Origin of the sequence: Pseudomonas sp. BNK-30, assembly GCF_047456185.1 — a bacterium.
GTDB classification, from domain to species: Bacteria; Pseudomonadota; Gammaproteobacteria; order Pseudomonadales; family Pseudomonadaceae; genus Aquipseudomonas; species Aquipseudomonas putida_E.
In genome coordinates this window covers 4,590,157-4,603,098 of sequence record NZ_CP179904.1, presented here as the reverse complement: position 1 = coordinate 4,603,098, position 12,942 = coordinate 4,590,157, and the positions used below count along the sequence as shown (strand labels likewise).

General features: G+C 59.5%; 8 protein-coding genes and 3 pseudogenes. 4 read left to right on the top strand and 7 right to left on the bottom strand.

Annotated features, from left to right (window positions below; genetic code table 11):
- The first annotated feature begins 106 nt into the window (after positions 1-106).
- Positions 107-238, top strand: coding sequence for a hypothetical protein (locus ACMGGN_RS21315; protein ID WP_256658419.1), 132 nt, complete (start codon positions 107-109; stop codon positions 236-238).
- 45 nt (positions 239-283) lie between these two features.
- Here ACMGGN_RS21315 and ACMGGN_RS21310 read toward each other — a convergent pair whose 3' ends face one another.
- The 3 genes from ACMGGN_RS21310 to ACMGGN_RS21300 form a co-directional block, all read right to left on the bottom strand.
- Complete coding sequence (locus tag ACMGGN_RS21310) at positions 284-1,591, bottom strand: Nramp family divalent metal transporter (RefSeq protein ID WP_012312181.1); 1,308 nt, start codon at positions 1,589-1,591, stop codon at positions 284-286.
- A 219-nt stretch (positions 1,592-1,810) separates the two neighbouring features.
- A complete protein-coding gene (locus ACMGGN_RS21305; RefSeq protein WP_115273307.1) occupies positions 1,811-2,071 on the bottom strand; it encodes a DUF2790 domain-containing protein in 261 nt (86 codons plus the stop codon).
- 139 nt (positions 2,072-2,210) lie between these two features.
- On the bottom strand, positions 2,211-3,701 hold the full coding sequence (locus ACMGGN_RS21300) for a YifB family Mg chelatase-like AAA ATPase (RefSeq protein ID WP_012312183.1): 1,491 nt from the start codon (positions 3,699-3,701) through the stop codon (positions 2,211-2,213).
- Between the two features lie 130 nt (positions 3,702-3,831).
- On the opposite strand from ACMGGN_RS21300, the gene ACMGGN_RS21295 reads away from it, so the two are divergent.
- Together ACMGGN_RS21295 and ACMGGN_RS21290 are read left to right on the top strand one after the other, a co-directional pair.
- Positions 3,832-4,251, top strand: coding sequence for a hypothetical protein (locus ACMGGN_RS21295; protein ID WP_414156278.1), 420 nt, complete (start codon positions 3,832-3,834; stop codon positions 4,249-4,251).
- A 69-nt stretch (positions 4,252-4,320) separates the two neighbouring features.
- A pseudogene (locus ACMGGN_RS21290) lies at positions 4,321-4,542 on the top strand (IS66 family transposase); the annotation flags it as partial.
- Positions 4,543-4,776: 234 nt separating this feature from the next.
- On the opposite strand, the pseudogene ACMGGN_RS21285 reads toward ACMGGN_RS21290, so the two are convergent.
- The 4 genes and pseudogenes from ACMGGN_RS21285 to ACMGGN_RS21270 form a co-directional block, all read right to left on the bottom strand.
- Positions 4,777-4,911, bottom strand: a pseudogene (locus tag ACMGGN_RS21285) (hypothetical protein); the annotation flags it as partial.
- Positions 4,912-5,531: 620 nt separating this feature from the next.
- Positions 5,532-5,864, bottom strand: coding sequence for a DUF6572 domain-containing protein (locus tag ACMGGN_RS21280; RefSeq protein WP_204919336.1), 333 nt, complete (start codon positions 5,862-5,864; stop codon positions 5,532-5,534).
- A gap of 350 nt (positions 5,865-6,214) precedes the next feature.
- Entirely contained in the window at positions 6,215-6,607 is a 393-nt protein-coding gene (locus ACMGGN_RS21275) for a hypothetical protein (RefSeq protein ID WP_204919338.1), read from the bottom strand.
- Between the two features lie 25 nt (positions 6,608-6,632).
- A pseudogene (locus ACMGGN_RS21270) lies at positions 6,633-10,254 on the bottom strand (DUF637 domain-containing protein); the annotation flags it as partial.
- A gap of 650 nt (positions 10,255-10,904) precedes the next feature.
- Between ACMGGN_RS21270 and ACMGGN_RS21265 the strand changes: the two are divergent.
- Positions 10,905-12,932 (top strand): DUF4034 domain-containing protein, encoded by a 2,028-nt coding sequence (locus ACMGGN_RS21265; protein ID WP_414156277.1) that lies wholly within the window; start codon positions 10,905-10,907, stop codon positions 12,930-12,932.
- Positions 12,933-12,942: the final 10 nt, after the last annotated feature.

Genomic DNA, 12,942 nt, shown 5'->3' with positions numbered 1-12,942 from the left:
TTGCCAATTTCTCCTCGGTTTTCTCACCCCACGTATGGCTGCCACCCTTAATCTGTGAGAAAGATTCAGGTGGCTGTTTCCTTAAGCCGAACAAAGGTTACAAGCCATGAAGAAGATCGTACCGGATCCACCTAGCCGTAAACCCGTCGCTACTCCATTCTTCACCGTCCAGTCCGACAGCCTGATGGCCAAAGCGCTGATGAACGATATCGAGATCGCCAAGAACAGGCAGCGTTAACCTTCAGTGCACCATCGCCGGCCCGCCAGCGATGGTGCAAGGGGCTCAGCCCAGGCCGAGCAGATCCACACCCAACTGGAAGGCCACCCACAACGCCAGCCCGGTCGCGAATGCCAGCGCGATGTTTTCGAACAGGTTGTTGCGGTATTCCTTGCTGAGCAGCGACTTTTGGTTGGACATGATCAGCAAGCCCAGCGAAATGACGGGCAAGCCGATGATGTTCAACGCACTGACGCCAATGGTCAGGGTCACGAAGTCGGGCATGCCCGGGATCGACCAGATCAGCGGCGTGACCAGAATGAACAGCATGAACCACTTGTGCATCGGGTCTTTGTGGAACTCTTTGCCGTAACGCTCGCGCCGCTGCGGCTGTACATGCTGGAAGGCATCGGTAATCAGCATCGGGAAGGCCGTGGTCTTGCCGGAGATGCTGGCAAACAGCGTAGCGAACACGCCGATGAAGAAGATGTACCAGCCGATCGGGCCGAAGAAGATTTCCAGCGCCTTGCCAAGGTCGCCGAGGGTTTTCACTTCGATGCCGTTTGGCCGCAGGATTTCTGCGCCGACGATCCAGATGGCCAGGTTGATGACGATACCGACGAACACCGCGAATAGCAGGTCGTTGCGTTGGATGCGTTTGTGTTGCGGGCCTACCCAGCCCTTCTGGCGCATCACGTACGGGTGCACGAAGTTGGCCACCGAGCCTGCCACCGCGCCGATCACCGAGACCGCCACTAGCAGCGCCCCGTGCACGCCTTCGTCAGCCGGGATGCTGAAGCCGATCGTACCTTTGACGATACCGGCCACATCCGGGCCAGACATCACGGCCAGTGCCAGAAACGCCAGCGTCATCACGGCGAGCAGGACCTTCATCACGCCTTCGATCATTGCGTAGATGTTGCGCCCGACCAGCATCCACACAGCCAGCACCACAGCCATCGAGCACAGCAGCGGATAGTCGATGCGCAACAGCATCGCCAAGGCTTCGCCGGCGCCCTTGATCATGTAGGCGTTCATCAGGTGGCCCATCAGCAGTGCATAGGCCAGCATGAACCAGGCAAATACGGGGTGCAGTTGCGCATACCCCTGAAGGATGGTCATGCCTTGGTTATTGCACAGCTGGAAGCGGGCGATGATGTTGACGATCAGGTATCTGAGCAGCAGCGAAACGGCCAGTACCCACATCATGGCGTAACCGTAGTTGGCGCCGGCCACGGATGAGGTTATCAGATCACCTGCGCCAAGCCAGGACAGCACCGCGATGATGCCTGGGCCCAGCAGTTTGATCAGCCGTGTTACACGGCCTTGAGAGGGTGTGGCAGCACTGCCCTCGGCCGAATGAATGCTCGACATGGGGATGTCTCCGATTATTGTTCTTGTTAAACGAGCGCAGTCGAACACAGTAGATAGGATGTCGTACAACTACATTTTGTTTTCAAATGTTTCTAAGTATTGCAGATTTTAGGTGATGCCTTGTTACTACTGGTGTCGCGAGCAGATGCCTCGAAAGTGCCAGTATCCTGCAAATGAAAAAGGCCGTTTGCACGGCCTTCTTCGAACTCGCATGGGCATTTAGTTCTGGTTGCCTTGAGCGTCGTCTGGTTGGTAGTAGCGAATGCTCCGAACCTGGCCAGTGCTGTCCCGGTAGGTCATGGTCGCGGTGCTTGCCTGGCCTTGGATTTTGGCCGAGGGGGCGAGGCTGATCACTTCGGCGATGTCCAGGTTCATGCCGTAGTGGTAGGGCGTCGCTTCGGTGGACTGGGCAAAGGCGCCGGCGCTGGTGCCCAGTGCAAGGGTAGCGAGGGTGAGTGCGAAAACGGTGCGAAGGGTCATGGTCGTTCTCCAGATTCAGTAAGGGGTGGCGACGATTGCTTGCTGTCTGGAACCAATGTTGCGCGCAATTAGTTGGCGCGCAAAATATATTGCTGCTATGGGCAGCATTGAGTGCGCATATGAGGGGCAGGCCGCAGGGCTAATGACTACCGGGCCGGTACTGCAGGGCTTCGGCCAGATGCGCCCTGGCAATCGTGCTGGCCCCCTCCAGGTCGGCCAGCGTGCGCGCTACCTTCAACAGCCTGTGTGCGGCGCGCAGGGAAAGCGTCAGGCGCTCGCAGGCACTCTCCAGCCAGGCCTGGTCGGCAGCGCACAATTCACAGTGCCGGCGCAGCCCCTCGAGGTCCAGAAACGCATTGGCACAGCCTTGCCGCCGGTGCTGCACCTCGCGCGCCTCGGCCACCCGGGCCGCCACATCGGCACTTGTCTCGCCGCAAGGTTGATTGTTGAGCGTGGTGGTTTCGCGCGCCACGGTCAGGTGCAGGTCGATGCGGTCCAGTAGCGGGCCGGAAAGCTTGTTGCGGTAGCGCTGGATCTGTTCGGTGCTGCAGCGGCAGCGGCCCGTGGGGTCGCCCAGGTAACCGCAAGGGCAGGGGTTCATGGCCGCCACCAATTGGAAGCGCGCCGGAAAGCGTACTTTGTCCCGTGCCCGGGCAATCACGATCTCGCCAGACTCCAGCGGCTCGCGAAGCACCTCAAGTACACGGCGCTCGAACTCCGGCAGCTCATCCAGAAACAGTACCCCATGGTGCGCCAGGGTGATTTCACCGGGTTGTGGCCGGCTGCTTCCGCCTACTAGCGCGGGCCCGGACGCTGAGTGGTGCGGATGGCGAAACGGCCGTTGCGGCCAGCTATCAAGCGGTTTGTGCCCGCTTACCGACTGGATGGCTGCCACTTCCAGCGCTTCATGCTCATCCAGCGGCGGCAGCAGGCCGGGCAGGCGGCTGGCCAGTAGTGTCTTGCCCGTGCCGGGCGGCCCCGTGAACAGTAGGTTATGCGCACCTGAAGCCGCCAGCAGCAAGGCACGCTTGGCGGCCACCTGGCCCTGCACCTCGCTGAGGTCGGGGTAAGGGCGGCTGTGCAGCAATAGACCGTTGGCGGCAAAGGGAGGCAGCGGCACCTGGCCGTTGAGGTGCGCGACCAGTTCCAGCAGGTGCCCCACGGCGTACACCACCAGCCCACCCGCCAGGCTCGCCTCTTCGGCGTTTTCCCGCGGCACCACCAGTGCCCGGCCAGCCTCCCGCGCCGCCAGTGCAGCAGGCAGCACGCCCTGCACCGGTCGCAGCTTGCCCGAAAGCGCCAGCTCGCCCAGGCATTCGATGTCGGTCAATGTGGCCACCGGCACCTGGCCGTCAGCGGCAAGGATGCCCAGGGCGATGGCCAGGTCGTAGCGCCCGCCGTCCTTGGGCAGGTCTGCCGGTGCCAGGTTTTGGGTGATGCGCCTTTGCGGGTAGTTCAGCCCGGAGTTGACGATGGCGCTACGCACCCGGTCCTTGCTTTCCTTGACGGTGGTTTCGGGCAGGCCGACCAGGGTGAGGTGGGGCAGGCCGTTGGCCAGGTGGGTTTCGACGCTGACAGCAGGTGCCTGCACGCCAACCTGGGCGCGGCTGTGGACGAGGGCAAGGGACATGGACGCTCCGTTGTCGCGAATAGGGGGCCGCTTCCTGCGGCTGGCTCAAGCATAGTGAGTGGCCTCATGGCCCTGTAGAAAAAAGTGCTTCCATGTCTTTCTGCAGCGCGGTGAAGACGGAGAAATCTTTTTGACACTCGTATTACCCATCCCTAGTCGCGCTGGCCTGGCATTGGTCGTCGACGGCGAGCTGCTCAACCAGGCCGGCGTACGGGTTGCCTCTGGCCGCACGCGTAAACGCTGTAAATGGTTCCTTGCCGCCAAGGGCTACGCCGCTACTATGACCATATTGAATGCAACCCGTCATCCCGCTGCGCTCCATGAAGCCCACATTCCAAGCGACTACCTGAAGCCCGATGCTGCGCTCCCGATTTCTTTCTGGAGCCAGTCCGCCATGATGCGTCCCGACAGCAAAGTCGAAAAGGTTTACCTTTATCCCACCGACGAAGCCATCGTCCTGACCGTCCAGGAACTTAACTGTTTACTCGACGGCTTCGACCTCTGGCGCAACCGTCCACATCAGGTTCTGACACCCTGTTTCGTTGCCTGACCCGGTATAATCCGGGGCATGATTTCCTTGCCCGACAACCTTTCAGACGATCCCGTACTACTCAAGTAGATGTTGCTTGAGGCCTACGAAGCACGCTTGCGCGAGCAGGAAGTCAACGAAGCCTATGCCACCCACATCGTCGACCTGAAAGAACAGATCAAGCTGCTGCGTGATCGCCTGTTCAACCGCAAATCCGAGCAGACGGTCGATCCCAATACGCCGCAACTGGCAATGTTCAACGAGCCGGAAAGCGAGCCGTTGCTGGCCGTGGTTGAACGCCGTGATGAGATGGGGAATTTGAGTGCCTTTGTACCCAATAAAAAACGCTCCGCCTTGGTCAGCTTCCCTGTCCGGCTCATCGTTGCGGCCGCAAAGCCGGTTGGCAATAGCTATGATGGGGGGAAGGGAACGGTAGTTGCGGGTAAGCTTGTACTCTTGCACTCCCGGGCGGTCGGCGTAGGTTTTCAGAAACATGCCATCGGCGCCGGCGAAAGCGAAGATGCCTTGGTTAGCGTCACCGATCAATGAAACCTGGGCGCCCGCATTGATCAGCTGCTCAAGGATTGCCTGATGCATTGACCCCAGGTCCTGCGATTCATCTACCAGAATCTGGGGGTAGCGAGTGACGAGCGCTCGCAGAATTGCAGGTTGTTGAATCAACGTTCGATAGACCCAATAGCGCCCCAACTCATGGGTATACGCGCCAGTACGCCCTAGCTTCTCTATAAGCGCTCTGGCCTTCCCGCGGTCAAGCTTTTCGACGCCAGCATGTGTTTCGATGAAAAAACTGCTTTTCCAGCCTCTACGCCCACTTGCAGATCTTTCAGCGGGATAGGGCGCTCCTTATCTTGCTCATTCCTCCAGTATTGGAAATTGTTTAAGAAGGGTTCTGATCCTGACACGAGATAGGCGGCTTGCTTGGCGCCCATGGAGCGGAAAGCATGGGGCCGTAGAACATGCTGGGTGGAGAAGCCATCCAATGTGTCCACTTCTAAGGCGTTGCTCGAAGCGCTCAAAACGTGAAATGGCCTGCTGAGCCGCCAGTTAGGGGGCCCCAAAGTCTCCACGACGGATTCATACCGGCCAGATGCACCCTTGCGAGGCCAACTGAGCTAATCCAGGCAATTTCCTGCCAGTTTTGCAAGCGTCCCTAGATAGCCACGACCTTCAACGCATTCCGCGAGTTTTCACCCAGCCTGGACCCATAGCGGACATTGCGAGTTACGCAAAAAGGCAGCTGGTACAGACGACTACTGCGATCGGGACAGGTAGCGCCTTAGCTACCCACCTTCGAAGAGCCTGAAGGTGAACTTGTATCCATCTTCATCGAGCTTTTTAACTACTTGATTTAAAAATTTCTCCCCGTCTAGGTCAGGCATGTATTTCCCCACTACCTCAATCGCGAGTTTCATACCCTGAAGGTCAGGTCTCGCCTCCAGCAAAGTACCCTCCTCGATGAAATTCAGATATTCATTAATTTTATTTTGCAGTAGTAGTCGGTGGTCGGACTGCTTCGTCGACCATTCTAGGTGGTCAGTAATGATCAGGCGCGCAGTCTTTTGATCTGCGGAAATTGAAATCATATCAACAACGCCGCTTTGTTCAATTGTCATCCTCTCCACCTCCGCACTTTGGCCTTCCACAACGGGTCAAATTTATTTTCTGCCCAACAGCAATTTCAGTAGGAGTGGCTTACCCGCGAACTCCGGCACAGTCGGTGCCATCCACCGCAGCGCCTGCTTCGCGGACAAACCCGCTCCCTTAGAGTGCGCGACTTGCCCACAGAACCAGTTTTTTTGCGCCTGCCATGTGTCGAAAGCTGCCGGTGTTCAGTGAGTGCAGCTGTAAATGCCGTGCGTTGTACTCATCCGTTTGCCAGGGCACTGTACTGGAAACGTACCTGCCCCTGCAGCAACATTCGTTTTGCCCGTAGCAGATGTATCGGCTGCCGCTTTTGCACCGACTAAACGACTATCACGTCACCAGAGTCTAGATAAATCGAATAGGACTCATAGTCGCCACCGCAATCAGCCTCAATTACAATTTTGTCGCCTGAATCAAATGAAATCTGAAGTGAAGACCCCTCAACCTCCTCAACAAGCACAACATCTTTCAACAAAAGATCTAACAACGGTGCGCTGGTAGATGAGTCTGTAAAGTCTCTCCTCCCTGATATATCACCAACCTGATAAGTTAAGCCTGCCTCAACACAAATAGAAACCTTATATGGAGGGACACCAGGAGCAATTTGCGGTCGTGAAAAATCCAGCCTTGTGAGGTGCGCACCATAACAAACCATTTCCAAATAACACTCGGAAAGCAGCATAAAATCAAAATCACCTGGCAATTTGTACATGTGCCCCCCTAATTAATCCATGTTTTCAACGACGAACAGGTGGTAAAGAATCCGGCGGAAGTGGAACATGTGTATCCCCCTGCCCTATACCAGGTTTACCTGTTGCTGGATTCATCGGTTGTTTGCCGGAGTTCTGCCAACGCCAGTATCCGTTCTCGTATCCTGGAACAGGTGATGAACCGGGTGGCATAACTCTAATGTGTTCTCCTTTCGCTGGATCAGTACCAGCTGGAAAGTAGATTTCACCGCCATTTCGCCCCGGTCGACTGACCCACCCTGCCGGAATGACCGGTGCCTGTGGGGGGTTTGATATCTCTTCTACAGCTTTTGGAGTCTTCGATCCGCCTTTTGCGCCAACGGAGCTACCGCCCATGGTCGCACTCAGCAACGTTGAGCCTAGCACGGAAAGGAACCGACTCCCATCTCCCCCTTCGAGCGCGCTCAATTCACTTGCGATGATATTCTGCGCGTCTTGGTTACTACTGCTAATCACATATCCGATGACAACGGATGCGCCATATTCACCTTGAGCAGCTGCTTCTTTAGCTAACGCTCTGAGTTTCGGCTCGTCGGCACTGAGCTTCGCGGAAATATCCTCGCATCTCCCAGGATTATTACGACACAAGTCGGCCAACTTTTTATTGCGACCTTCATCCAGTTCTGCATATTCCTCTCGTACATCTTGTACGCACCCATCATCCGCGCAGGCTTTTTCTTTCGCGCGCTTATCTTCAACTTCTTCATGTGTAAGATAATTATATTGCGTCGAGTAGCTCGCCACCCACGCTCCCATTTGCGAGCTGTCGCCGTCTCCGTTGGCCGCAGCAGCAGCTAAAACACCCAATAACTGTGAGTTCATTAACAGTAACTGCTGCTTTTTCTCAGGCTCCATTTCCGCATAATGCTGCGCAAGGGTATTTACTAACGCCTCATTGAGCCCGGCTGCAACTGCGCCAGTTTTGAAATCGCCTCCAGCCGCCTCCGCTGCCAGCCCGCCCATCACCGCATGGAGTGTAACTTTGGCGGCGCCTCCTTGCTGAAGGTCGAAGCGATTACCCAAATCGCCAACCAGATTGAACCCAGCAGCTGCGAATGTACTGGCAAGGCTACTACGCAGCGCATCACTCAACGCGCTGTCACCACCGAGAGCACGATCCAGCACAGTCGAAGTACCGTTTTGAAGAAGCTGGTTGCCTGCAAAGCGACCAATGCCGTCCCAAGTGGAAAGCCCCCCGGCTGGCAATACGGCGCCACTATTAGGCAGCGCGGTTGAGGTTGCCGTTTCGGTCGCTGTCCAGTCATCGAACACACCGGTGGTCAAACCTGCGGTAATTCCCGAAACCACATAACCACGAAGCGCATCAGAGGACGTCACATCCTTGAGCACCAGGCCCAAGTTGCCTCGATTGTTGATCGTGCTTATGGTCGCTCCGCTTGCCGCACTGGCGGCGATCGAGGATAGCGCCACGTTCGCCCATCCTGCCGCTACGGTCGAACCCGCTGCCGCGCCACCAGCCACGGCACTGGCCGTGGCCGTGCCACTGGCCGCCATGGCTGTCCCGGAACCTGCGGTCGCACCTGCTGCGGACCCCAAGGCTGCACTGGCGGCACCCGCCGTGAGGTAGGTGACGATGATCGCGATGATCAACTGCGCCGCGACACCCAACCCTGCGCTGTTGTATTTGAAGGAGTCGTGCACTTCCTTCACTTGCCGCCAGTCGACATCACCTCGCGCCTCGGCGTCTTTCAGCCAGGCCAGTTGCGGGTCTTGCTGGACCATCAGATCGATGGTCTCTCTGACGCTCTTCTGATCTACCTGCCTAATATCGATCCTTAAGCTATCGGCAGCCTTGATCAGTACCTCACCACTGGCCAGCAAATGTTTCATCGGTGTTGCCCCTGCCTTTGGCGCTGTTCCAGCCAAGGCTGTTCTTGCTCTTGACGTGACTCTCCTGATGCAGGTCCTTGACCGCTTCGAAGGTCACTGCGCCGCCACTGTCGATGATCAGGTCTGCACCACTGTCGAGCTTGGCCGCCTGGTACAACTGGTCACCACCGCTGACCAACATCAGGTCGCCACCTGTGCTGATCGCGCTGCCGACGTTGGTAACCTGGGTGATTTCATCGCGTTTGGTGTACTTGCTGCCGAAGCTGCCCTTCTTTTTCTTGTCGTACAGCGAGTAGTCCAGATCCTCCGCCGCCAGTAAGGCAAGTTGACCGCCTGCCACCAGATAGGCTTCGTCGCCGGCACTGATGCGGCTGGCACTCAGGGCCAGGTCCTGGCCGGCGCTGATGGAGACATCGGTACCGGCTGTCAGCACGGTGGACACCTGGCTGATATGGTCTTCCTGGGTCTTGAGCTTCTTCGAGGTGTACGCCGAATGGGTCTCGTCCGTCGCCGACATCAAGGTCACGTCACCCGTGGCGCTGATTTCAATGGCGCGCTGCGCCTCGATCTGGCTGGCCACCGCGGTGAGGTCGCGCCCTGCCACGGCGGTGAAATCGCGCCCGGCACTCACGCTGGAGCCGTTCTGAGTCACCGACTGGGTGGTGGTGCGCCCATAGGCGGCGCTGTCGATGGCCTCGGCGGAACCCAGCAAAATGTCCCGACCGGCCGTGATTGAGGTGTCGCGCCCGCTTTGCAGTACTCCGCCAACGCTGACGAAATCTCGCCCGACGCCGATGCTCAAGTCGTTGGCGGCCTCGATGCGCGCGGCGCTGTCGACGTAATCGGTACGTAACTGCAAGCGGGCAGCGTCGGTGACCTGGCTGGTCACCGAACGCTCGTTGATCACATCCCCCATCAGCGTGGTCATGCTGATGTCGCGACCGGAGATGATGCCTCCGGCCTTGTTGATGATGTCGTTGCCGGCCAGCAGGTCGACCCGGTTACCCGCCTGGATCAGGCCACTGTTGACGATGTCGTTGCCAGCTGCGGCCGAGAGGTTGCTGCTGGCGCGCAGGGTGCCGACGTTGAGCAGATCTTGCCCAGCCACCAGGTTGACGTCATTGCCCGCCACCAATGCGCCATTGGGTGCCAGGCGGTTGTTGGCATTGGCCATGTACAGCACGGGTACCAGCACCTTCTCGCCGTTGACCGTGACCTCTTCCAGCCAGACGATATCGTGCGTCAGCGCCGCCACCTGCTCCGAGGTCAGGCCCACGCCCACCGCCAGGTTCAGTTGCTGTTTGCTGGCGATGGCGTTGTCCATCAGGTACTTGAACATCTGCTCGTCGCTGGTCTGGCCGGCCAGGAAGCGCTGCCCGGTGGCTGCCACCACGGCTTGCTGGAGCAGGCGCTGCTCGTAGAAGCCGTCGCCCAAGCGCTTGGCGCTTTCGTCCGGGTTGTAGCCCAGGCCGGCCAGCAGGTAGTCGGAGCTCATGAACTGCTTGAGGTCGGTGAGCAACGGGCTGGTTTCGACCAGGTACTTGTGCGGCTGAGACGCGAAGGTGCGGTCCGGTAGGCCTGTGACCCGGTCGATGCTCAGCCCGGCCGCGTCCGTCAGTTGCGCGCTGCCTGGCGAGGTGACGGCCGAGCGGCCGTCGGCACTTGGCGTGCCGGGGCGATCGGCCGCCGAAACCACGGCCTGGCTTGCCGGCGACAAGGGGGCGACGGTGGTCACCTGTGCAGGTTGCACGGCGGCCACATCGGTCAGCCCGTCACGTGCTTGCGGCGCCAGGTCGTTGCGGCCAGTGGACTGCCCGGCTACTGTGGTTTCGCGGCTGCCGGAAGCCAGTCCCGGTACGTTCGCCGGGCCTGTCGAGCTCCCTGGGGTGCTGACGACGATCTGGGTGTCGCGGTTCGCCTCGATACCGGCAAGCTCGACAGACTGGCCGGTGGCGCTGAGCGAGCCGGCGGCATCGCCGGAAGGCGCCTGGCTGCCGATGCCATCGTTGCGGGTGACTCCACCGGACTGGCTGCGGCCCGATTGCCAGGTGCCGTTGTTGACGCTGCCAACCGCAGACACATCGATGCGCTACACCGTTGGAGCAAGTAGCGGCGGCAAAGGAAGGCAGCGGCACCTGGTCGTTAAGGTGCGCGACCAATTCCAGCAGTTGTCCGACGGGAGCCGCTTCCTGCGGTGTTGGCAAGCATAATGAGGTTGAAGAGGCCAGGTGCAGGAAGAGTGCATCCTTGTTGTTCAGATCAGGGCATTGACCCTACGTTTCATACAATCTGACAAACAATGGATCCAATAACTTTGCGCCCGGCAAAGCTATGGCTTAGTGTTCAACCGTTACTGCCTTGCCAAGGGATGGCAATGCATCTCCTCCAAATGGACTTGAGGTACTGCCCGTGCAAACGCTCATTCGCACCCGCCAGCAGATCCTGGAGCGGGTAAAGGCCAAGGAGTTCGCTGAACTCAACCATTTCTTCGATAACCTTCAGGCGCAGTGGCGGCAAGCGCGCCCAGGGGAGTGCCCGGCCTACCTTGAGGCTGTTCAGGGGCACATGCTGGTCGACTGGGATGTAGACGGCAGCAAGGCCCTCACACAACGCCTCAAAGCCTGGATCGATGCCTGCCCCAAGGCTTATCACCCCCAGGTAGCCATGGGCTTTCACTGCTTCAATCGCGCTTGCCGTATTCGCGGTACGGTTGCCGCCAATGAGGTGTCCACAGCGCGCTGGCTGGCCGCCGAGCAGGCCTGCGAAATGGCCGCTGGGCACTTCCTGCGGGCCATTGAGCGTTGCGCGCAGCCTGTAGCGGCGGCGATCGGTATGTTGCAGATCAGTGCGCACTTTCGTGAACCGGGCTGGCTGGTGGAGCTGTTTCATGGCCGGCCGGCGCGCTTTCGGCCCAGCGCCCATGCCGATGTCGAAGTGCAGGAGGCTGCGGCACCGTTACTGGTCAAATATGGGCTGGCACCGCTGGTTGAGCTGCCGCAAGTGCTGCCGTCGTGCCTGAGTGCCCGCCTGCCCGCTGAGCAGGAGTCTGCGCGGGACTACTGGCTGCGCCATGCCTTGAACTGGTTCCCTGGCTGCTTCGAGGTGGTCGAGGCCTATGCCAGCTACCTCACACCCCGTTGGGGCGGTAGTTATGAGGCCATTGATGCCGTGGCCAGCGGCCCTTTGTGCCGGGGCTGGCCTGAAACCCTGCGTAATGCAATCCGCTGGCTGGCACTTGAGGATCAGTTCCGGCTGCCTCCTGCCGATCAGGTGCAGCAAGTCACGGCTTGGCAGCGAGTCTTCGAGCGGTGGATGCAACGCGAGCTCAGGCCAAAGGAACGCGCCACGCTCATGGCCCGGCGAGGGGCTTTTCGCCGCTTTTCGCTAAAGGATTACCCCGGTGCGATGCACGACTTCGTCGCTTCTGTGGCGCTATACCCCGATCAGGGCTTCGTACCGGCCATTGGTGAGCCGTTCTACAGCTTTGTTTGCCTGGTAGTGGCCCATGGCGTGCAAGACGATGCGCACAGCTTGCGTATCGCCATCGAGCGGTTAAGCGAAAACCGCAGGCAAGCGGCGGCCTGTGCGTTGCGGTCCGTGGGGCACCAGTTCGGGTTGTGGGGTTTCAGGCAATGCGCCGAGCAGGCGCGTATCTGGCTGCACGCTGCGGTGAAACGGCAGTGCGGGCGCGAGGGGCTGGGCTTTGATGTACTCGAGGTAGCGCGCCTGCTTTGGGCCGCCAAGTATTACGAGGCCGCTTATTTTCTGTACAGGCAGTGTGCCGAGTGCAAGTTGCCCGATGCCGCAGCCGCGCTTTACGCGCTGCATTGCGGTCGGCTCGAGGGAACGCCGGAAGACTACATAGACTCTGGGGCAGCAGCGCATTGGCTGCTGTGTGCCGCGCAGGCAGGCAGCCAGATGGCCAAGTACGACCTGGCCTGCCAACGCATGCGTAATGACCAGAACTTGAGCGAGCGTAGCGCGATGCTGGCGGTAAGGCGCTTGCTGCTCGATTGCCTAGGCAACGAGGCGCTCGATGCCCAGGCCCGCTTGCAGTTGGCCATTCTGCAGCGCCAGTTCGGCGACCCCCGGGAGCGCGCAGAGGCGGTCGCCTACCTGCTGGATCTGGTGCACTACCCTGATTGCGCGATAGCCGGGCGTGCCAGCGCGGAGCTAGGCCTGGCCTGGATGCACGGGCATGGTACGCGCAAGCCGAGCCGCTTCGCGGCCATCGAGTGGGCCAACCGTGCGGTCGCGCTGCAGCCAGGGGATTCGGCCATCGAGGGCATTCAGGCCCGGATTCGCAACTCGCACAACCTGTTCAGGACGCTGTTCACGGTGTGCGGTGCAACGCTGTTTCGAGGGGACCTGCATGCCAGTGAGCTGCCGCCCAAGCCAAGCAGCCAGGCGCCCGGCCGGCTACGGGCTCCCGCGTGAGGGCGGGGCG

Coding starts and splice junctions, on each gene's coding strand:
- ACMGGN_RS21300 (WP_012312183.1), bottom strand. CDS start 3,701: ATGTCCCTTGCCCTCGTCCACAGCCGCGCCCAGGTTGGCGTGCAGGCA.
- ACMGGN_RS21310 (WP_012312181.1), bottom strand. CDS start 1,591: ATGTCGAGCATTCATTCGGCCGAGGGCAGTGCTGCCACACCCTCTCAA.
- ACMGGN_RS21275 (WP_204919338.1), bottom strand. CDS start 6,607: ATGTACAAATTGCCAGGTGATTTTGATTTTATGCTGCTTTCCGAGTGT.
- ACMGGN_RS21315 (WP_256658419.1), top strand. CDS start 107: ATGAAGAAGATCGTACCGGATCCACCTAGCCGTAAACCCGTCGCTACT.
- ACMGGN_RS21305 (WP_115273307.1), bottom strand. CDS start 2,071: ATGACCCTTCGCACCGTTTTCGCACTCACCCTCGCTACCCTTGCACTG.
- ACMGGN_RS21280 (WP_204919336.1), bottom strand. CDS start 5,864: ATGACAATTGAACAAAGCGGCGTTGTTGATATGATTTCAATTTCCGCA.